Origin of the sequence: Kitasatospora griseola (assembly GCF_044999035.1) — a bacterium.
In the GTDB taxonomy this organism is placed as follows: Bacteria; Actinomycetota; Actinomycetes; order Streptomycetales; family Streptomycetaceae; genus Kitasatospora; species Kitasatospora griseola.
Genome location: NZ_CP173360.1, coordinates 4,010,895 through 4,029,696 on the forward strand (window position 1 = coordinate 4,010,895; position 18,802 = coordinate 4,029,696).

The 18,802-nt window shown below is 72.8% G+C and carries 19 protein-coding genes; 17 read left to right on the forward strand and 2 right to left on the reverse strand.

What is annotated here, in order from left to right:
- Positions 1-3: 3 nt before the first annotated feature.
- The 8 genes from ACI1MP_RS18000 to ACI1MP_RS18035 all read left to right on the forward strand — a co-directional run bounded on the left by ACI1MP_RS18000 (position 4) and on the right by ACI1MP_RS18035 (position 6,483).
- A complete protein-coding gene (locus tag ACI1MP_RS18000) occupies positions 4-321 on the forward strand; it encodes a DUF742 domain-containing protein (RefSeq protein WP_229847988.1) in 318 nt (105 codons plus the stop codon).
- On the forward strand, positions 299-895 hold the full coding sequence (locus ACI1MP_RS18005) for an ATP/GTP-binding protein (RefSeq protein WP_043915529.1): 597 nt from the start codon (positions 299-301) through the stop codon (positions 893-895). The genes ACI1MP_RS18000 and ACI1MP_RS18005 overlap by 23 nt, the downstream gene beginning before the upstream one ends.
- Entirely contained in the window at positions 892-2,295 is a 1,404-nt protein-coding gene (locus tag ACI1MP_RS18010; RefSeq protein ID WP_404869024.1) for a cytochrome P450, read from the forward strand. The genes ACI1MP_RS18005 and ACI1MP_RS18010 overlap by 4 nt, the downstream gene beginning before the upstream one ends.
- Positions 2,280-3,368 carry a cytochrome P450 gene (locus ACI1MP_RS18015; protein ID WP_404869025.1) on the forward strand — a complete coding sequence of 363 codons (1,089 nt, stop codon included), beginning with the start codon at positions 2,280-2,282 and terminating at the stop codon, positions 3,366-3,368. The genes ACI1MP_RS18010 and ACI1MP_RS18015 overlap by 16 nt, the downstream gene beginning before the upstream one ends.
- A 71-nt stretch (positions 3,369-3,439) precedes the next feature.
- Entirely contained in the window at positions 3,440-3,700 is a 261-nt protein-coding gene (locus ACI1MP_RS18020) for a hypothetical protein (protein ID WP_100588941.1), read from the forward strand.
- A gap of 124 nt (positions 3,701-3,824) precedes the next feature.
- Positions 3,825-5,558 carry a pyruvate dehydrogenase gene (locus ACI1MP_RS18025; RefSeq protein ID WP_380333890.1) on the forward strand — a complete coding sequence of 578 codons (1,734 nt, stop codon included), beginning with the start codon at positions 3,825-3,827 and terminating at the stop codon, positions 5,556-5,558.
- Between the two features lie 116 nt (positions 5,559-5,674).
- Positions 5,675-6,280: a helix-turn-helix domain-containing protein gene (locus ACI1MP_RS18030; RefSeq protein WP_100588942.1), complete on the forward strand. Its 606-nt coding sequence runs from the start codon at positions 5,675-5,677 to the stop codon at positions 6,278-6,280.
- A gap of 38 nt (positions 6,281-6,318) precedes the next feature.
- Positions 6,319-6,483 (forward strand): DUF6126 family protein, encoded by a 165-nt coding sequence (locus ACI1MP_RS18035; RefSeq protein ID WP_157815763.1) that lies wholly within the window; start codon positions 6,319-6,321, stop codon positions 6,481-6,483.
- A 7-nt stretch (positions 6,484-6,490) separates the two neighbouring features.
- Here ACI1MP_RS18035 and ACI1MP_RS18040 read toward each other — a convergent pair whose 3' ends face one another.
- Positions 6,491-7,915, reverse strand: coding sequence for a PLP-dependent aminotransferase family protein (locus ACI1MP_RS18040; RefSeq protein WP_404869026.1), 1,425 nt, complete (start codon positions 7,913-7,915; stop codon positions 6,491-6,493).
- 50 nt (positions 7,916-7,965) lie between these two features.
- Here ACI1MP_RS18040 and ACI1MP_RS18045 point away from each other — a divergent pair, with 50 nt between their 5' ends.
- From ACI1MP_RS18045 to ACI1MP_RS18065, 5 genes are all read left to right on the forward strand, one after another.
- A complete protein-coding gene (locus ACI1MP_RS18045; protein ID WP_404869027.1) occupies positions 7,966-8,436 on the forward strand; it encodes a carboxymuconolactone decarboxylase family protein in 471 nt (156 codons plus the stop codon).
- Positions 8,437-8,512: 76 nt separating this feature from the next.
- On the forward strand, positions 8,513-8,980 hold the full coding sequence (locus ACI1MP_RS18050; protein WP_380333887.1) for an SRPBCC domain-containing protein: 468 nt from the start codon (positions 8,513-8,515) through the stop codon (positions 8,978-8,980).
- Positions 8,981-9,043: 63 nt separating this feature from the next.
- Positions 9,044-9,790, forward strand: coding sequence for an HAD family hydrolase (locus tag ACI1MP_RS18055; protein ID WP_380333886.1), 747 nt, complete (start codon positions 9,044-9,046; stop codon positions 9,788-9,790).
- On the forward strand, positions 9,787-12,186 hold the full coding sequence (locus tag ACI1MP_RS18060; protein WP_380333885.1) for a glycoside hydrolase family 65 protein: 2,400 nt from the start codon (positions 9,787-9,789) through the stop codon (positions 12,184-12,186). Before ACI1MP_RS18055 ends, ACI1MP_RS18060 begins: the two co-directional genes overlap by 4 nt.
- A gap of 113 nt (positions 12,187-12,299) precedes the next feature.
- The gene (locus ACI1MP_RS18065) at positions 12,300-13,469 is read left to right on the forward strand and encodes a S8 family serine peptidase (protein ID WP_380333884.1); all 1,170 of its coding nucleotides are present in this window, start codon (positions 12,300-12,302) and stop codon (positions 13,467-13,469) included.
- A 93-nt stretch (positions 13,470-13,562) separates the two neighbouring features.
- Here the strand turns inward: ACI1MP_RS18065 and ACI1MP_RS18070 are convergent, their stop codons facing one another.
- Positions 13,563-14,159 carry a GNAT family protein gene (locus tag ACI1MP_RS18070; RefSeq protein WP_363478514.1) on the reverse strand — a complete coding sequence of 199 codons (597 nt, stop codon included), beginning with the start codon at positions 14,157-14,159 and terminating at the stop codon, positions 13,563-13,565.
- A gap of 123 nt (positions 14,160-14,282) precedes the next feature.
- Here ACI1MP_RS18070 and ACI1MP_RS18075 point away from each other — a divergent pair, with 123 nt between their 5' ends.
- The 4 genes from ACI1MP_RS18075 to ACI1MP_RS18090 all read left to right on the forward strand — a co-directional run bounded on the left by ACI1MP_RS18075 (position 14,283) and on the right by ACI1MP_RS18090 (position 18,694).
- Entirely contained in the window at positions 14,283-14,822 is a 540-nt protein-coding gene (locus ACI1MP_RS18075; protein ID WP_043915519.1) for a SigE family RNA polymerase sigma factor, read from the forward strand.
- On the forward strand, positions 14,819-16,111 hold the full coding sequence (locus ACI1MP_RS18080) for an LCP family protein (RefSeq protein WP_380333883.1): 1,293 nt from the start codon (positions 14,819-14,821) through the stop codon (positions 16,109-16,111). The genes ACI1MP_RS18075 and ACI1MP_RS18080 overlap by 4 nt, the downstream gene beginning before the upstream one ends.
- A gap of 394 nt (positions 16,112-16,505) precedes the next feature.
- On the forward strand, positions 16,506-18,194 hold the full coding sequence (locus tag ACI1MP_RS18085) for a carbohydrate binding domain-containing protein (protein ID WP_404869028.1): 1,689 nt from the start codon (positions 16,506-16,508) through the stop codon (positions 18,192-18,194).
- 263 nt (positions 18,195-18,457) lie between these two features.
- Positions 18,458-18,694, forward strand: a complete 237-nt coding sequence (locus tag ACI1MP_RS18090; RefSeq protein WP_380333881.1) for a hypothetical protein — start codon at positions 18,458-18,460, stop codon at positions 18,692-18,694.
- Positions 18,695-18,802 lie beyond the last annotated feature (108 nt).

Sequence of the window (18,802 nt, forward strand, 5' to 3'; positions counted from 1 at the left end):
TACGTGATCACCGGCGGCCGCAGTCGGGCCAGCCGGAACGTGCTGGAGTTCGAGAGCCTGGTGCGGACCGTGCCGGGGGCCGCGGTCGACCGTACGGCCTTGAACCGCGAACAGCAGGCGATCCTCGGGCTCTGCCGGGAACTGCTGTCGATAGCCGAGGTGGCCGCCCACCTCGGCCTGCCGATCAGTGTGCTGAAGGTGCTGGTCGGCGATCTCTTGGACCTCGGGGCCGTGCAGGTCCTGCCGCCGGTGCGGCAGGCCGAGCAGGTCCCGCTCGCACTGCTCGAGGAGGTGCTGGTTGGCCTCCGTCAGCTCCGTTGAGCCGACCTATCTGCCGTCCACCGTCCAGGGGGCGGTCAAGATCCTGGTCACCGGCCCGTTCGGGGTCGGCAAGACCACGCTGGTCGGTGCGCTGAGCGAGATCGCTCCGCTGCGCACCGAGGAGACCATGACCGCGGCCGGCGCCGGGGTGGACGACCTGACGGGCCGTCCGCAGAAGACCACCACCACGGTGGCGCTGGACTTCGGGCGGATCACCCTCAACCAGCACCTGGCGCTGTACCTGTTCGGCACGCCCGGCCAGCAGCGGTTCTGGCCGCTGTGGGAGGACCTGTCGCGCGGCGCGCTGGGCGCGATCGCGCTGGTGGACTCCCGGCGGATCGAGGAGTCCTTCGACATCCTCGGCCTGCTGGAGGAGCACCGCATCCCGTTCGCGGTGGCGGTCAACGTCTTCCCCGACACCCCCGCCTACCCGGACGAGGAACTGCGGGCCGCCCTCGACCTGCTGCCCGACGTCCCGATCCTGGCCTGCGACGTCCGCGACCAGGACGCCGCGCACCAGCTGCTGGTCGACTTCGTCGACCACCTGCGGGCCGCCGCCGAGGAGCTCTCATGACCGTCCCCGACCACCGGGCGGCCACCGGCTGCCCGTACACCGGCTCCCAGGGCTCCGCGCTCTACGGGGCGGCGGTCGCCGAGAACCCGCACAGCCTGTACGCCCGGCTGCGCGCGCAGCACGGCCCGGTCGCGCCGATCGAGCTGGAGCCCGGCGTCGAGGCCTGGCTGGTCCTCGGCTACCAGGAGCTGCTCGAACTGACCCGCAACGAGCAGCTGTTCTCCAAGGACTCGCGGCGCTGGCGGGTGCAGCGCGAGGGCCGGCTGCGGGTCGACTCGCACCTGATCCCGATGACCATGTGGCGCCCCACCCTGCAGAGCATGGACGGCGCCGCCCACCACCGGCTGTCCACCGCGATCGCCGACACGCTGGCGAAGATCGACCACCAGCAGCTGCGCGAGACCACCGAGGAGGCCGCGCTCGCGCTGATCGAGAGCTGGGGCCCCGACGGCACCGCCGACCTGGTCACCCAGTTCACCCGGCGGCTCCCGCTGCTGGTGTTCACCCGGCTGCTCGGCCTGCCCCCGGAGGACGGTCCGCGCCTGGTCGGGCTGATCACCGCCCTGGTCGACAGCAGCAAGGACTCGCAGCGCGCCGCCGCCGAGTTCTTCGGCCTGCTGATGGACCTGGTGATCAGCCGTCGCACGCAGCCCGGCGCCGACCTGGTGTCCTGGCTGCTGGCCCACCCGGCCGGGCTCAGCGACGAGGAGATGGTGCACAACCTGATGGTGATGCTGGTGGCCGGCAACGAGTCGTCCATCAACTGGATCGGCAACGCCGTCCGGCTGCTGCTCACCGACCGCCGCTTCCGCACCACCCTGACCGGCGGCCGGGCGACCGTCGCGGACGCCCTCGACGAGGTGCTGTGGCGCGACCCGCCGGTGCAGAACTTCCCCGGCCGGTGGGCGGTCTCCGACACCATCCTGGGCGGCCAGTACATCAGCGCCGGCGACATGCTGGTGCTCGGCCTGGCCGGCGCCAACGACGACCCGTCCGCGCACGGGCCGGACGGCATCGCCGGCAACCGGGCGCACCTGGCCTGGGGCGCGGGGCGGCACGTCTGCCCCGCGCAGGACCCGGCCCGGCTGATCGTCGAGACCGCGATCGAGACCCTGCTGCACTGTCTGCCGGACCTCCAGCTCGCCATCCCCGCGCACGAGTTGACGTGGCGCCCGTCGCCCTGGTCGCGCGCCCTGGTCAGCCTGCCGGTGCTGTACAGCGCCTTCGTCCCGCCCCGCACCGCCACGCCCGAGAGGACCGCATGGACACCGCAGACCAGCTCCAGCCCGTCAGACTCGACCCCGTCGGGGCCGACCAGCACGCCGAGAACGAGCGGCTCCGCGCCAACGGACCGGCCACGCTGGTGGAGCTACCTGGTGGAGTGGTGGTCTGGGCGATAACCCACCACGACACCCTCCAGGAGCTGCTCGCGGACCCACGGGTCGGCAAGGACGCCAAGCACTGGAACCTGTACCGGGAAGGCCGGCTGCCCGAGGGCTGGCCGCTGATGACCTTCATCACCGTCCCCGGCATGACCACCTCCGACGGCGCCGACCACCGCCGCCTGCGCGGCCTGGTCTCGCAGGCGCTCACCCCGCGCCGGATCGCCGAACTGGCCCCCGCCATCGAGCAGCGGGTGGCCCGCCTGCTGGACGGCGTCGCCGACCTCGAAGGCGACTTCGACCTGCGCACCCACTTCGCCTACCCGCTGCCCATGCAGGTGATCGGCGAACTCCTCGGCCTGGCCGAGGAGCAGCAGGGCCTGCTGCACGAACTCTCCAACACCCTGGTCAGCTCCTCCGCCATCCCCGGCGCCGGCGCGGCCGCCGCCCGCAACCTGGCCGGACTGCTCGCCCAGGTCGCCGCCGCGAAGCGGGCCGAGCCCGCGAACGACCTGACCACCGCGCTGATCGCCGCCCGCGAGGAGCAGGACCGCCTCAGCGAGGCCGAACTCATCGGCATCCTCATGCAGTTGGTGGTGGCCGGCCACGAGACCACCCTCAACCTGATCTGCAACGCGGTGCGCGCCCTGCTCGCCAACCCCGACCAGCTGGCGCTCGTCCTCGACGGCACCGTCTCCTGGTCCGCGGTGGTCGAGGAGACGCTCCGCTACGACGGCCCGGTCGGCCAGTTCCCGATGCGCTACGCGCTGGAGGACATCCAGGTCGGCGACGTGCTGATCCGCCGCGGCGAGGCGATGCTCGCCTCGTACGCCGCCGCGGGCCGCGACGACCGCCACTACGAGGACCCGAACCGCTTCGACCTGACCCGGGAGAACAACCGGCACCTGGCGCTCGGGCACGGGCCGCACTTCTGCATCGGCTCCTCGCTGGCCCGGCTGGAGGCCGAGACGGCGCTGCGCGAGCTGTTCGCCCGTCACCCCGGCCTGCGGCTGGCCGACGGCGCGGACCCGCGGCCGATCGCCTCCTTCGTCAGCAACAGCGTCAGCACCCTGCTGGTGCGCACCTCCTGACGTTCCCCCGGGGCCGTCCTCGCCGGGTCACCGCACGTGACCGGGCGGGGGCGGCCCTCGTTCTACCAGCCATGAACAAGCTCACCGCGCTCGCCGCCCTCTCCCTCTCCGGCCTCGCCCTCGGCGCGACCCCGGCCTACGCCGACGCTCCGATCATTCAGGTCAGCGGCCTCGACGAGGTCCACGGCATGGACAACGGCTACCTCGACGGCATGCCCCCCGCCACCGAGCTCTGCCACCGCGACCTCGCGAACTACCCGATCGTGGGCGAGACGGTCGACCGCACGACGGGGGTGTGCGAGGCGCTCGGCAAGACACTGGACCGGCGGTAGGCGCAGGCGGGTGCGGGAGCAGGGGCCCCACGCGCCCCTGTTTTCGCGCCTGTCTGCGTTCCACGCCCGTTTTCACCCGATATGTTCGGCTCGTCCGAAACGTCTCGTGGCATGAGGTGATCCCGTGGGCAGCGTGGCCGACCAGATGGTGGAAGTGCTTCAGCAGGCGGGGGTCGAGCGGGTCTACGGGGTGGTGGGGGACAGCCTGAATCCGGTGGTGGACGCGATTCGGCGGGCCGAGGGGATTTCCTGGGTGCACGTCAGGAACGAGGAGGCGGGGGCGTTCGCGGCGGCGGCCGAGGCCGAGCTGACGGGGCGACTGGCGGTCTGTGCGGGGAGTTGCGGGCCGGGCAACACCCATCTGATCCAGGGCCTGTACGACGCGCACCGCAGTGGCGTTCCGGTGCTGGCGCTGGCGTCGCACATTCCGTCCGCGCAGATCGGGACGGGGTTCTTCCAGGAGACGCATCCGGAGCGGGTGTTCACCGACTGCAGCGGCTGGTGCGAGTTGCTGTCGAGCCCGGCGCAGTTGCCGCGGCTGTTGCGGGTGGGCATCCAGCACGCGCTGGGGGCGCGCGGTGTCGCGGTGCTGGCGTTCCCGGGCGATGTCGCGGCGCTGGCGGCTCCGGCGCCGACCGGGCGCAGCACGTTCCTGACCGAGCAGGCGGTGGCGGCGCCGCCGTGGTCGCAGGTGCAGGCGCTCGCCGAGGCGCTGAACGCGGCGCGGACGGTGGCGGTGTTCGCGGGCGCGGGGGTGCGGGGCGCGCACGAGGAGCTGATGAAGCTCGCCGGGACGCTGCAGGCGCCGATCGGGCACTCGTTGCGGGGCAAGGAGTGGGTGCAGTTCGACAACCCGTACGACGTCGGGATGAGCGGGCTGCTCGGCTACGGGGCGTGCCACGAGGCTTTGCACGAGGCCGAGTCGGTGCTGCTGCTGGGCACCGATTTCCCGTACGACTCGTTCCTGCCGCAGGCCCGCACCGTGCAGGTGGACCACGACGCGACCCGGCTGGGCCGGCGCACCGCGCTGGAGCTGGCGGTGCACGGGGACGTGGCGGCGACCTTGCGGGCGGTGCTGCCGCTGTTGGAGCAGAAGACCGACCGGTCGTTCCTGGACGGTCTGCTGACCCGGCACTGCCGGGCGCTGGAGACGGTGGTCGGGGCGTACACGTCGGGGATCGAGAAGCACCGGCCGATCCACCCGGAGTACGTGGCGTCGGTGCTGGACGAGGTGGCCGCCGACGACGCGGTGTTCACCGTGGACACCGGCATGTGCAACGTCTGGGCGGCCCGCTACCTGACCCCGAACGGGCGACGGCGGGTGATCGGTTCGTTCCTGCACGGCTCGATGGCGAACGCGCTGCCGCATGCGATCGGCGCCCAACTGGCGTTCCCCGGACGGCAGGTGGTGTCGATGTCGGGCGACGGCGGGCTGGGCATGCTGCTGGGTGAGCTTTTGACGGTGGCCAAGCACCGGCTGCCGGTGAAGACCGTGGTGTTCAACAACGGGGCGCTCGGCATGATCAAGCTGGAGATGCTGGTCTCCGGCTACCCGGAGTTCGAGATCGACAACGGCGACGTGGACTACGCGGCGATCGCCCGGGCCTGCGGCATCCCCGCGAAGCGGGTGACCGACCCGGCGAAGGTCCGCGAGGTGCTGGCGGACGCGCTGGAGCGCCCCGGTCCGGCCCTGGTGGACGTGGTCACCGATCCGAACGCGCTGTCCATTCCGCCGCGCATCACCGCCGCCCAGCTCAAGGGCTTCGCGCTGGCCGCCGGGCGGACGGTGCTGGCCGGCGGCGTCGGCCGGATGATCGACCTGGCCCGTTCCAATCTGCGCAACGTGCCCCGCCCCTGACCTGTCCTTGACGGTCGGATAAGGGCGAGGAGACTGGAAACCGAAGGGGGATCCACCCGGTTTGCCTGTGGGGCAAAGATGTTGCCTATGAGGCACGGAGGGTGTGGACTGGAGTCATGACAGACAGTCCACTCGGCGACGACCAGGAAGTCGCGGGCCTCGGCGCGCGGCTCCGGGAACAGCGGGTCTCCAGTCGGCTCACGCTGGAGACGGCGGCGGCCCGGGTCGGCCTGTCGCCAGCCTACTTGTCGCGCCTGGAGACCGGGCGGCGCCAGCCTTCGCTGCCGGTGCTGCTCGGCCTCGCCCGGGCGTACGGGACCAGCGTGTCCGGGCTGCTCGGCGAGCAGGTGGCCGAGCCCGATCCGGTGATCCGCGGCGGTGTGGTCGAACCCGGCCGGGCCGGCGGCTGGGGGTACCGGCGCGCCGGTGCTCCGGGCCGGGCCATGCAGGCCCTGCGGGTGCACGTCCCGCCGGGCACCCAGGACTCGGTGGTGCGGGTGCACCCCGGCGAGGAGTGGCTGTACGTCACCAAGGGCCGGATGAAGCTCACCCTGGGCGACCGGGTGCACCTGCTCGCCGAGGGCGACTCGGCGCACTTCGACTCGCTGACCCCGCACGTCATCGCGGCGGACTCCGAGGCCGGAGTCGACCTGATCTTCGTCCACACCCTGCTGCAGAGCCCCGCCGGCGACCTGTGCCTCGGCGACGCCCCGCGCCTGTAGCCCCCGAACCCGTCCGCCACCACCGTCAGGAGACCGCCATGGCCGACACCAAGCCCGCCGTTCCGCAGTACAAGGAGACCGTCGACGCGGGCTACCGCGCCTCCAACCGGGTGTGGATCCGGGTCTGGATCTACATCGTGTCGGGCCACGGCTTCGTGGGCTTCCTGTTCCTGCTGTTCTACGTCGGCCGCCACGGCAAGTGACCGGCCGTCAGGGGCCGAGCACGGCGCACAGCGCGTCCAGGGCGGCCTCGAAGGCTTGGTCGGGCGGCGTGCCGTAGCCGATCACCAGCGCCGGGGGCCGCTCCGGCGGCCGGTCCGCCGCGTCCACCCGGCTCCACCCCAGGGTGTGCACCCGCAGGCCCGCCCGCAGCGCCCGGGCCTGGAACTCCTCCTCGCCCGGCGATCCCTCGGGCAGTTCCAGGACGGCGTGCAGGCCCGCGCTGATCCCCGTCACCCGCACCCGCGGGGCACGCTCGGCGAGCACCTCGACCAGCCGGTCGCGGCGGCGCCGCAGCAGGTGGCGGCTACGGCGGATGTGCCGGTCGTAGCCGCCGGACTCGATCAGCTCCGCCAGCGTCAACTGCTCCAGGGCGCCGCTCTGCCCGTCCGCCAGCTGCTTGTGCCGCGCCACCGGCTCCACCAGCGCGGCCGGCAGCGCCAGCCAGGCCAGTCGCACGCCCGGCGCCAGCGACTTGGACGCGGTGCCCGCGTACACCACCCGCTCCGGGTCCAGCGCCTGCATCGCCCCGATCGCGTGCCGGTCGTAGCGGAACTCGCCGTCGTAGTCGTCCTCCAGCAGGTACCCGCCGACCTGCCGCGCCCAGTGCACCGCCTCCGTCCGCCGACGCGCCTGCAGCACCGCCCCGGTCGGGAACTGGTGCGCCGGCGTCAGCAGCGCCAACCCGGCGTCCGTGCCGCCCAGTCGACTCGTCACCGCGCCGCCCTCGTCCAACCGCAGCGGGCGCAGCGCCAGCCCCTGCGCGGCCAGCACCGCGTGCTGCGGGGGCAGCCCGTACGCCTCCACCGCGACCGCCCCGAGGCCCTGCTCGCGCAGCGCCGCGCACACCAGGCCGAGTCCCTGCTGCACGCCCGAGCAGATCAGCAGCCGCTCCGGGTCGGTGCGCACCCCCCGCGCCCGGGCCAGGTACCCGGCGAGCGCCCGGCGCAGCTCGATCCGGCCGCGCGGGTCGCCGTACCCGAACGCGTCGTGCGGGGCGGTCGCCAGGGCCCGGCGGGCCGCCGCGAGCCACGCGCCGCGCGGGAACCCGCTCAGGTCGGGCGAGCCCGGCTTCAGGTCGTACCGCACCGCGACGGGCTGCCGCAGGCCCGGCGGCGGAGCGGACGGCGTCGGCTGCGGGCCGCGCTCGGCGACCACCGTGCCCGACCCCTGACGGGACATCAGCCAGCCCTCGGCGACCAGCTGGGTGTACGCCTCGGCGACGGTGTTGCGGGCGATCCCGAGATCGGTCGCCAGCGCCCGGGAGGAGGGCAGCCGGGTGCCCGGCGCGAGCCGTCCGTCGCGCACGGCCGTCCGTAGCGCGTCCTCCAGCGCGGCGCGCAGGCCGAGACCGCGGGCGCGGCCGGCGGTCAGGTCGAGGTGCAGGTCACCACCGAAAGTGGCCCAGGAACTCATCCCTCAAATGAACCACACCGGTAGGACAACTCCCGCCTAGCGTGGGGGCCATGACCGACCACGAGACCGTTCCCGCACCTGCCCCGCGCCTCGCCTTCGCCCGCGTCGTCCCCGAGTTCTACCGCAACCTGATCGCCCTCGACCGCCTCGCCCGGACCGGCCTCGGCGACCCGGTCGTCGCCGAACTGGTCAACCTGCGCGCCTCCCAGCTCAACGGCTGCGCGTTCTGCCTCGACATCCACTCCCGCGACGCCATCGAGCAGGGCGAGGGCGAGCACCGCCTCCACACGCTGTCCGCGTGGCGGGAGACGCCGTTCTTCACCGCCCGCGAGCGCGCCGCGCTGGCCCTCACCGAGGCCGTCACCCTGGTCGCCTCCACGCACGTCCCGGACGAGGTCTTCGACGAGGCCGCGAAGCACTTCTCCGAGACGGAACTGGCGAACCTGCTCGGCCTGATCATCAGCATCAACGCCCTCAACCGCGTGGGCGTCTCGACCCGGATGTCGCCTGCGGCAAGGTGAACACCCCGTCGGTGCGCCCGCCTGCGTTTCGCACGCGAGTGCGTTTCGCGCGATGGTGGGTGGTGAGGTGAGTGCGATGGCCGAGATCGCCTTGCAGGTCGATGTCGCGGCGTCCCGGGAGCGGTTGCTGGCGGCGTTGGACACCCAGGTGGGGTTGACGTCGTGGTGGAGCACCGGGATCGACCGGGACGGGGAGGATCTGCTGGTCACGGTGCCGGGTGCGCCGGAGCCGCTCCGGCTCCGGCGTGAGCGGGCGGACCTGGACCGGGTGGGGTGGCGCAGTGTCGGGATGTATCCGCCGACCTGGCAGGGCACCACGGTGACGTGGGACCTGTTCGACCATCCGGACGGGTCGCGGCGCACGCTGTTGCTGCTGCGCCATCTCGGGTGGGGCCCGGACACGGTGGCGTCGGTTCCGGCGGCGGCGGGCGGCTGGGCGGAGGCGATCGTCCGGTTGAAGGACTACGCGCAGAGCGGGCGTCCGCAGCCGCTGTTCGTGCCGGACGGCCACTCGCACCCGGGGGTGCACGCGGCGGCGGACTGATCGCGACGCGCCGTTTCGGGCGATGACCGGCATGGAGCGGCGGCGGCGGGTGAGACTGGCTGCATGTTGGGACTTCCGGACCGCATCAACGCCTTCCTGTTCGACCTGGACGGGGTGCTGACCCAGACCGCGAAGGTGCACGCGACCGCGTGGAAGGACATGTTCGACGCTTTCCTGCGGTCGGAGGCGGAGCGCACCGGCGCTCCGTTCGTCGCGTTCGACCCGGTCGAGGACTACGACCGGTACGTGGACGGCCGGCCGCGGTTGGACGGCACCCGGCAGTTCCTGGCCTCGCGCGGCATCGAGCTGCCGGAGGGCGCCTCGCAGGACCCGCCGGGGTCGCGGACGGTGAACGGGCTGTCGGCGGCGAAGAACGACACCGTGCTGCGGATGATCCGCGAGCAGGGTGTGCAGCCGTACCGGGGATCGGTGGCGTACCTGCAGCGGCTGCGGGAGCTGGGGCTGCCGCGTGCGGTGGTCTCGTCCAGTGCGAACTGTCGGGACGTGCTGAGGGCCGCCGGGATCGACGGGATGTTCGATGTGGTGGTGGACGGGATCACCGCGGCCCGTGACCACCTGGCGGGCAAGCCCGCGCCGGACACCTTCCTGGCCGCGGCGGAGCAGCTGGGGGTCGCCCCGGAGCACGCGGCGGTGTTCGAGGACGCGCTGGCGGGCGTCGCGGCGGGCCGGGCCGGCGGGTTCGGCACGGTGGTCGGGGTGAACCGCACCGGGCAGGCCGCGGCGTTGCGGGAGCACGGCGCGGACGTGGTGGTCGACGACCTGTCGGAGCTGCTCGGGGAGCGCGGATGAGCCCGTCCGAGGCGTTCACGGTCGATCCGTGGGGGATCAGCGAGCACGCGCTGGACCTGCCCGGGCAGGCCCGCGCGGAGTCGGTGTTCGCGCTGTCCAACGGCCACATCGGGCTGCGCGGAAACCTGGACGAGGGCGAGCCGCACGGCCTGCCCGGCACCTACCTGAACGGCGTGTTCGAGCTGCGTCCGCTGCCGTACGCGGAGAGCGGCTACGGCTTCCCGGAGTCCGGGCAGAGCGTCATCAACGTCACCAACGGCAAGCTGATCCGGCTGCTGGTCGACGACGAGCCGTTCGACCTGCGGTACGGCGAGCTGCGCAGCCACCGGCGCAGCCTGGACTTCCGGGACGGCATCCTGCGCCGGGAGGCCGAGTGGACCTCGCCGGCCGGGCGGACGGTGCGGGTCAGCTCCCGGCGGATGGTGTCGCTGACCCAGCGGGCGGTGTGCGCGATCGACTACACCGTGGAGGCCGTGGACGGCCCGGTGCGGATCGTGCTGCAGTCGGAGCTGGTCGCCAACGAGCAGCTGCCGGGCGGCGGGGACGGCGATCCGCGGGCCGCGGCCGTGCTGGAGGCACCGCTGGCGTCGGAGCTGCGGCACGCGGAGGGCACGAAGGGCGTGCTGGTGCACCGCACCCGGTTCTCGGGGCTGCGGGTCGCCGCGGGGATCGACCACGTGATCGACGGTCCGGAGCGGATCGACACCGCCGCCGAGGCCTCGGACGACCAGGCCCGGCTCACCGTCACCACGGTGCTGAAGTCCGGCCAGAAGCTCCGCCTGGTGAAGTTCGTGGCGTACGGCTGGTCGGCGACCCGGTCGCTGCCCGCCGTCCGCGACCAGGTGGAGGCGGCGCTGACCGCCGCCCGCTACACCGGCTGGGACGGGCTGGTGGCCGAGCAGAAGGAGTTCCTCGGCAGGTTCTGGGGCGACAACGACGTCGAGATCGAGGGCGACGTCGAACTCCAGCAGGCCGTCCGGTTCGCGCTGTTCCACGTCCTGCAGGCGGGCGCCCGCAGTGAGGAACGGGCCATCCCTGCAAAGGGGTTGACCGGGCCGGGCTACGACGGGCACTCGTTCTGGGACACCGAGACCTTCGTGCTGCCGGTGCTGACCTACTGCCTGCCGGAGGCGGTCAAGCAGGCGCTGCGCTGGCGGCACACCACGCTGCCGATGGCCCGCGAGCGAGCGGCCCAACTCGGCCTGGCGGGCGCGGTGTTCCCGTGGCGGACGATCCGCGGCGAGGAGTGCTCCGGGTACTGGCCGGCCGGCACTGCCGCGTTCCACATCGGCGCGGACATCGCGGCCGCGGTGGTCCGCTACGTGCGGGCCACCGGCGACACCGAGTTCGAGCGCACGCACGGCCTGGAGCTGCTGGTGGAGACCGCCCGGATGTGGCGTTCGCTGGGCCACCACGACGCCAAGGGCAACTTCCGGATCGAGGGCGTCACCGGCCCCGACGAGTACAGCGCGGTCGCCGACAACAACGTCTTCACCAACGTGATGGCGCAGTCCAACCTGTGGAACGCCGCCGACACCGCGTTGAAGTACCTGAACGAGGCGTCGGTGCTCGGGGTGGACACCGAGGAGGCCGCCGCCTGGCGCGACGCCGCCGACAAGATGTTCGTCCCGTACGACGAGCAGCTCGGCGTGCACCCGCAGGCGGACGGCTTCACCGACCACCAGATGTGGGACTTCGACGCCACCCCGCCCGAGAAGTACCCGCTGCTGCTGCACTACCCGTACTTCGACCTGTACCGGAAGCAGGTCGTCAAGCAGGCCGACCTGGTGCTCGCCATGCAGGTCCGCGGCGACCTCTTCACCCCCGAGCAGAAGGCCCGCAACTTCGCCTACTACGAGCGCCTGACGGTCCGCGACTCCTCGCTGTCCGCCTGCACCCAGGCCGTGATCGCCGCCGAGGTCGGCCAGCTCGACCTGGCCTACGACTACACCGCCGAAGCCGCCCTGATGGACCTGCACGACCTCGGCGGCAACACCCGCGACGGCCTGCACATGGCCTCGCTGGCCGGCGCTTGCATCGCCCTGGTGACCGGCTTCGGCGGCCTGCGCGACGCGGGCGAACAGCTCGCGTTCCGGCCCCGGCTGCCCGCCGGACTGCAACGGCTGTGCTTCTCGATGTCCGTGCACGAGCACCTGCTGCGGGTCGACATCACCCACGCCGCCACCACCTACACGCTGCGCCGCGGCAGCGTGCTGACGATCCTGCACGACGGGGTGCCGCTGCGCGTCGAGGTCGGCAAGTCCGTCAGCCGGCCCACCGCGAAGATCAGCGCCCCCGCGGATCGGCCCGGCCAGCCGCCCGGCCGCGAACCGGCCCGCCGGCACAGCCAGGCCGGCGTCCAGGTCGGCGGCGTCGACCATCTACCGGCCGAGTGACCGGACGCATAAATCGCTGACTCCGCGTCAACACTCCCTGTACGAACCGTGACCGGTCGTGCAGGGAGCTCCACGCGCGCCACCGGTCCGCCGTCCCGACCGGAGGCCCGTCCGTGCGCACCTTCGCCCTCACCACCGCCGCAGCCCTGCTCACCACCCTCACCGCCGCCGCCCCCACGCACGCCGACACCCACCACCACGCCGCCCACTGGGTGCGCAGCTGCGCCCGCCCCACCACCGCCGACACCGCCGCCTGCAACGCCCTGCGGGTCGTCAGGCCGGCCTCCGCCCAGGGCGGCTACGGCCCCGCCGACCTGCTCGACGCGTACGGGCTGCCCGCCGACGGCGGCGCGGGCGCCACCATCGCCGTCGTCGACGCCTACGACGACCCGAACGCCGAGGCCGACCTCGGCGTCTACCGCAGCCACTACGGCCTGCCGTCCTGCACCACCGACAGCGGCTGCTTCCGCAAGACCGACCAGCGCGGCGGCAGCCGCCTCCCGCGCACGGACAGCGCGTGGGCCGGCGAGACGGCGCTCGACCTCGCCATGGTGTCCGCGATCGCCCCGCGCGCCCACCTGATCCTCGTCGAGGCCGACAGCGCCGGCATGTCCGACCTCGGCACCGCCGTCAACACCGCCGTCGGGCTGGGCGCCAAGTACGTCTCGATCAGCTGGGGCGGGCCCGAGAGCGTCAACTCCGCCACGTACGACAGCCGTTACTTCGACCACCCCGGGGTGGCCATCGCCGTCGCCTCCGGGGACGGCGGCTACGGCGTGGTCTTCCCGGCCTCCTCGCCGCGCGTCACGGCCGTCGGCGGGACCTCCCTCCGCACCGACGCCTCGCTGCGCGGGTGGACCGAGAACGTCTGGTCGACCACCTCCTCCGAAGGCGCCGGCAGCGGCTGCTCCGCCAGGCTCGCCAAGCCCACCTGGCAGAAGGACACCGGCTGCACCCGCCGCACCGTCGCCGACGTGGCCGCCGTCGCCGACCCCGAGACCGGCGTCGCCGTCTACCAGAGCTTCGGCGGCTCCGGCTGGTACACCTACGGCGGCACCTCCGCGGCCGCCCCCATCATCACCGCCACCTACGCCCTCGCGGGCGCCCCGCCCGCCGGCAGCAACCCCGCGAGCTTCCCGTACGCCCACCCGGCCGCGCTCAACGACGTGGTCACCGGATCCACCTCCACCTGCCGCCCGGCCTACCTCTGCACGGCGGGCCCGGGCTACGACGGGCCCACCGGGCTGGGCACCCCGAACGGGGTGGGGGCGTTCCAGCGCTAGCCGGGCGACCGGTGGCGAAGTCAGGGAGAGCACCCTCAGGGGCGCGTGGGGGCGCCCGGGTGTGCTCTCCCTGTTCTCGTGCCCCTCAGTCGGCTACCCGTCTTCGCGCCACTCCGTGCTGAGCACGCCCATCTGGACCTGGTCGTGCCAGCTGCCCGCGCGGAAGACGGCCTCGCGGCGGCGGCCCTCCTCGGTGAAGCCGGCGCGGCGGTAGGCGGCGAGGGCGCGGGTGTTGTAGCCGTTGACGGTGAGTTCGATGCGGTGGAGGCCGAGCTCCTCGAAGCCGTAGCGGATGGTGGTGCGCAGGACGTCGGTGCCGAGGCCGCGGTCCTGGTGGGGCGGGCCGATGATGATGGCGAGGGTGGCGCAGCGGTCCTTGGGGGTGGCGCCGTAGAGGGTGACGTGGCCGGCCAGGTCCTCGGAGTCGAGGGTTTCGACGGAGAGGCCGAGGTCGGTGCCGGTGTTCTGGCTCCAGGCGCGGAACATGTCGGCGAGGCGGCCGTCCGGCTGGGGGTGGACGGGGCCGGTTACCTGCTGGATGGCGAGGCCGGGCTCGCGCCACCAGGCGGTGAGTCGGGGGAGGTCGCTCTCGCGGAGTTCTCTGAGCCGGACGAGTCTGCCGGTGAGTGGATCGTGGGTGATGGCCATGGCGAACTCCAGTGCGGGGGACGAACGGTGGGGCTGTTCCATCCTTCCAGCGGGCGGGGCCCCGGGAGCTGTCCGCTACCGGACAGGAATCTTTTCGGGGGCTGGATGAAACATCCTGGCCGTGCCGGGTCGTCATAGGGCGGACTCGGCGGAGGGAGAGGAAACGTGGCCACAGCTCGACGGCGGGCGGCCCTGGAGGAGGAGTTCGTCGCGTTCGCGACGGCCCGGTCCGGGCAGCTCTACCGCTCGGCGTACTTCCTCACCGGCGGTGACTCGCACCTGTCCGAGGATCTGGTGCAGGAGACGCTCGGTCAGATGTACACCCAGTGGCACCGGCTGCACCGGCCGGGCTGGGCGGGGCGGATCGACAATCCGGCCGGGTACGCGCAGACCGTGCTGGTGCGGGCGTACCTGACGCACCAGCGGCGGCGCAGCAGCAGTGAGCGGCCGAGCGAGGTGCTGCCGGAGGTGGCCGCGCAGTCGCCGGACTCGGCCCTGCGGCTGGCGCTGGTCGACGCGCTGGGTCAACTGCCGCCGCGGGACCGGGCGGTGGTGGTGCTGCGGTACTGGGAGGACCGCAGCGTGGAGGAGACCGCGGCCATGGTGAAGGACAGTTCGGCGGCGGTGCGCACCCGGTCTTCGAGGGCGCTGGCCAAGCTGCGGACCTTGCTGGGCGGGGAACTGGCGGAGCTGGTGGCGCGGTGAGCGCGGAGTACGGGGAGTACGGGGAGTACGGGGAGTACGGCGAGCTCGGTCGAGGGAGTGGTGAAGTGAACGGCGGGGACGGGGAGTTCGAGGTGCAGTTGGAGGCGGCCTTCGGGCAGGCGGGGGGCGGTCCGGGGCCGGAGGTGACGGCGCGGCTGGTGGACGGCGGGTTGGCGATCGGTCGGCGGCGCAGGCGGGCCCGGCGGCGGGCGGTGCTGGCGGCGAGTGCGCTGACCGCCGCCGTGGTGGTCGGGGCGGGGATGCTGACGGTGCCGCACGGGGTGCCGGGGACGCGGTCGAACGCGATCGACCTGGCCGATTCGACATCGCCGCCGCACGCACAGCCGGCGGCGAAGGGCGTGACGATCCTGCTGATGGGGCTGGGACCCGGCATCGACTCGCTGGGCGGGCCGGTGCCCACCGATCCGTTGCTGCGCCACCAGGACATCCCCGACACGCTGATCCTGGTGCACATCCCGCCGGACGGCGGTGAGGTCCGGCAGCTGTCGATCCCCCGGGATCTGTGGGCGCCGGACGGGCGCAGCTGGGACGGCCCGGTCAACGGGGTGTACCCGAAGGCGGAGGCTGCCGAGCTGGACCGGCTGCGCGGGCAGAACCTGCCCGAGGACGAGCTGCGCCGGCGCGCCCGGGAGGCCGGGCGGGCCGCGCTGATCACGGCCGTGGAGCGGCTCGCGGAGCTGCCGGTGGACCACTTCGCCGAGATCTCGATGACCGGCTTCGTCCGGGCGGTGGAGGCCCTCGGCGGAGTGCCGGTCTGCCTGAACGAGGCGGTGAAGGACGCCTGGAGCGGGATCCGGCTGCCCGCCGGGAAGCAGGAGGTGGGCCCGGCGCAGGCGCTGGCGTTCGTCCGGCAGCGGCACGGCATCGGCGACGGCTCGGACGTGCAGCGGACCACCCGGGCCCAGGCGCTCCTGGCTGGGGTGCTGACGAAGCTGCGCACCGGCGGGGTGCTGACGGATCCGGCGAAGCTGTCGGCGCTCTACGGTGCGTTCTCCGACCAGTTGGTGACCGACAAGGGGTGGAGCCCGGTGGACTTCGTCCGCCAGGTGCCGGCGCTGGCGGCCGGCCGGGGCACCGCGTCGACGCTGCCGATCGCGTTCGAGGGGAATCGCGTGCGCACCGTGGACGGGGCGGCCAAGCAGATCCTGCTGGGCAACGGGCCGGTGGCGCCGGTCCCGTCGAGCACCTCCGCGGAGACCGGGGAGGTGTACTCCGGGAACGCCGGGCAGGCGCCGGTGAAGCTGGACGGGGTGCCCTGCGTGGACTGACGCCGCATCAGGCGATGGCCGTCCACCGCCAGGGCCGGGGCCCGTGTTCGCCGCGCAGACAGGCCACCCGGCAGTGGGCCTGGGCGGTGTGCCGGGCCGCGACCGGCCGGGTGCGGCGCGTCGGGGCGCCGGGTGGGCGCCCAGGTCAGCGTCCACCCTGACCACGTGGGGCGGGACTTCGGGGCCGCGCGGCCCGGCCGACCGGCCGTCCCTCGCCGATGGTCCAGACCACCCTTGCCTTTGGTCCAGACCTATTGACGGGCTCTGCCAGCGCTTTTACGATCCGGTCGGCACAGCCCCACATGTCCCCCACCTCACCCAGAGCCGGGCGTCACGCCCCCACGCAGCATGGCCACACCCATGCCCATGGCGCTCGGCGGGAAGGGAGCACCACATGTTCCGTCGGAGCCCGCGCACGTCACGCCCGCAACAGGCGGGCGTGGAACGCGCAGTGCAGGTGATGCGGCCCGAACCCGGCCCGAGCGTTCTCAAGCGCTCCCTCGCCGGGGTGTGCGCGGCCGCCGTGGTCGGCGCCGGCCTCGCCGTGGCCGGCTCGGTCACGGCCGCCGCCGACACCACCAACCTGGTGGCCAACTCCGGCTTCGAGAACGGCCTTTCCGGCTGGACCTGTTCCGGCGCCACGGTCGTCGGCAGCCCCGTCCACTCCGGCAGCTCCGCGCTCCAGGCCACCCCGAGCGGCCAGGACACCGCCCAGTGCAGCCAGACCATCAGCGTGCAGCCCAACTCCCAGTACACACTGAGCGCGTACGTCCAGGGCAGCTACGTCTACCTGGGCGCCACCGGCACCGGGCTGACCACCTCCCCGTCCACCTGGACGGCCGGCAACGCCTCGTACGGTCAGCTCAGCGTCGGCTTCACCACCGGCGCGAGCACCACCTCCGTCACCGTCTGGGTGCACGGCTGGTACGGGCAGCCCGCCTACTACGCGGACGACTTCACGCTCTCCGGCCCCGGCGGCAGCAGCCCGTCGCCGAGCACCAGCCCGTCCGGCAGCCCGTCGGGCAGCGCCTCGGCCAGCCCGTCGAGCAGCCCGTCCGGCAGCGCCTCGTCGAGCCCCTCGGGCAGCGCCTCGGCCAGCCCGTCGTCCAGCTCGACCTCGGGTGACGCGACCTGCCCGACCAAGCCCAAGCCGGCCGGCAAGGTGCTGCAGGGCTACTGGGAGAACTGGGACGGCGCGTCCAACGGCGTGCACCCGGGCATGGGGTGGACCCCGATCACGGACAGCCGGATGGCGCAGCACGGCTACAACGTCATCAACGCCGCGTTCCCGGTGATCCTGTCGGACGGCACCGTGCTGTGGCAGGACGGCATGGACAGCGGCGTCAAGGTCTCCACCCCGGCCGAGATGTGCCAGGCCAAGGCGGCCGGCGCGACCATCCTGATGTCGATCGGCGGCGCCGCCGCGGGCATCGACCTGAGCTCCAGCGCGGTGGCCGACCGGTTCGTGGCGACCGTCGTACCGATCCTGAAGAAGTACAACTTCGACGGCATCGACATCGACATCGAGACCGGCCTGTCCGGCAGCGGCAGCATCGGCACGCTGTCCCCCTCGCAGTCCAACCTGATCCGCATCATCGACGGCGTGCTGGCCCAGATGCCGGCCGGCTTCGGCCTGACGATGGCCCCGGAGACCGCGTACGTGACCGGCGGCAGCGTCACCTACGGCTCGATCTGGGGCTCCTACCTGCCGATCATCAAGAAGTACGTCGACAACGGCCGGCTGTGGTGGCTGAACATGCAGTACTACAACGGCTCGATGTACGGCTGCTCCGGCGACTCCTACTCGGCCGGCACCGTCCAGGGCTTCACCGCCCAGACCACCTGCCTGAACAACGGTCTGAACATCCAGGGCACCACCATCAAGGTCCCGTACGACAAGCAGGTCCCGGGCCTGCCGGCCCAGCCCGGCGCGGGCGGCGGCTACATGGCGCCCAGCCTGGTCAGCCAGTCCTGGAGCGCCTTCAACGGCCAGCTGAAGGGCCTGATGGACTGGTCGATCAACTGGGACGGCTCGAAGGGCTGGAGCTTCGGCGACAACGTCAAGGCGCTGCAGGGCCGCTGACGCACCACCGTGACGCCTGTCCACAGGGCTGTGGACAGTGAACCGGGCAGGGCCCCGGGGGCGCAGGTCGCTCCCGGGGCCCTGCCGTCGTTGTGCCCGAATTCGCCCGATGCCGGGCCTGGTCGGTTTATGACATGGCATGAATCGACCAGCACGGAATTGTTCGAGCACCTAGTGGCGGGGCCGAAGATAGGAGTATGTATCTGGTGCATGCGCGACTACGCTCGCCGGTCGGTCGAAGCTCTCCTCCCGACCTGGCGGAATTGATCCGTTCCCACGCGGAGGACCTGGACGCGCTGGAGCACGTGAGCGTCCACCCGGCCGGATCCGGCGAGGTCACGGTGGGGGTGTTCAGCCTGGCGGCCACCCTGCTGGAGGCGGAGGAGCGGGCGGCCCGACTGGTGCGGCGGGCCGTGGACAGGGAGCCCGCACTGGCCGGCTGGGGCGTGCTGGCGGTAGGCGCCGCACTGGTTCCCGGGCCCTGGTGGGGCTTCGAGTAGCCGCCGCGTGGACGGCTTAGGACAGTGCATGTTCCGTCCAGCCGCCCGCTGTTCCCACGGTGGCGCAGGTGGAGCACAGTAGTGGTGTCGGCAGCGGCGAGGACGCCG

What these genes read in the sequence shown, in the direction of transcription:
- ACI1MP_RS18060 (WP_380333885.1), top strand. Translation starts at nt 9,787, where the DNA reads ATGAGCCCGTCCGAGGCGTTCACGGTCGATCCGTGGGGGATCAGCGAG.
- ACI1MP_RS18050 (WP_380333887.1), top strand. Translation starts at nt 8,513, where the DNA reads ATGGCCGAGATCGCCTTGCAGGTCGATGTCGCGGCGTCCCGGGAGCGG.
- ACI1MP_RS18030 (WP_100588942.1), top strand. Translation starts at nt 5,675, where the DNA reads ATGACAGACAGTCCACTCGGCGACGACCAGGAAGTCGCGGGCCTCGGC.
- ACI1MP_RS18035 (WP_157815763.1), top strand. Translation starts at nt 6,319, where the DNA reads ATGGCCGACACCAAGCCCGCCGTTCCGCAGTACAAGGAGACCGTCGAC.
- ACI1MP_RS18055 (WP_380333886.1), top strand. Translation starts at nt 9,044, where the DNA reads ATGTTGGGACTTCCGGACCGCATCAACGCCTTCCTGTTCGACCTGGAC.
- ACI1MP_RS18010 (WP_404869024.1), top strand. Translation starts at nt 892, where the DNA reads ATGACCGTCCCCGACCACCGGGCGGCCACCGGCTGCCCGTACACCGGC.
- ACI1MP_RS18070 (WP_363478514.1), bottom strand. Translation starts at nt 14,159, where the DNA reads ATGGAACAGCCCCACCGTTCGTCCCCCGCACTGGAGTTCGCCATGGCC.
- ACI1MP_RS18085 (WP_404869028.1), top strand. Translation starts at nt 16,506, where the DNA reads ATGTTCCGTCGGAGCCCGCGCACGTCACGCCCGCAACAGGCGGGCGTG.
- ACI1MP_RS18040 (WP_404869026.1), bottom strand. Translation starts at nt 7,915, where the DNA reads ATGAGTTCCTGGGCCACTTTCGGTGGTGACCTGCACCTCGACCTGACC.
- ACI1MP_RS18020 (WP_100588941.1), top strand. Translation starts at nt 3,440, where the DNA reads ATGAACAAGCTCACCGCGCTCGCCGCCCTCTCCCTCTCCGGCCTCGCC.
- ACI1MP_RS18045 (WP_404869027.1), top strand. Translation starts at nt 7,966, where the DNA reads ATGACCGACCACGAGACCGTTCCCGCACCTGCCCCGCGCCTCGCCTTC.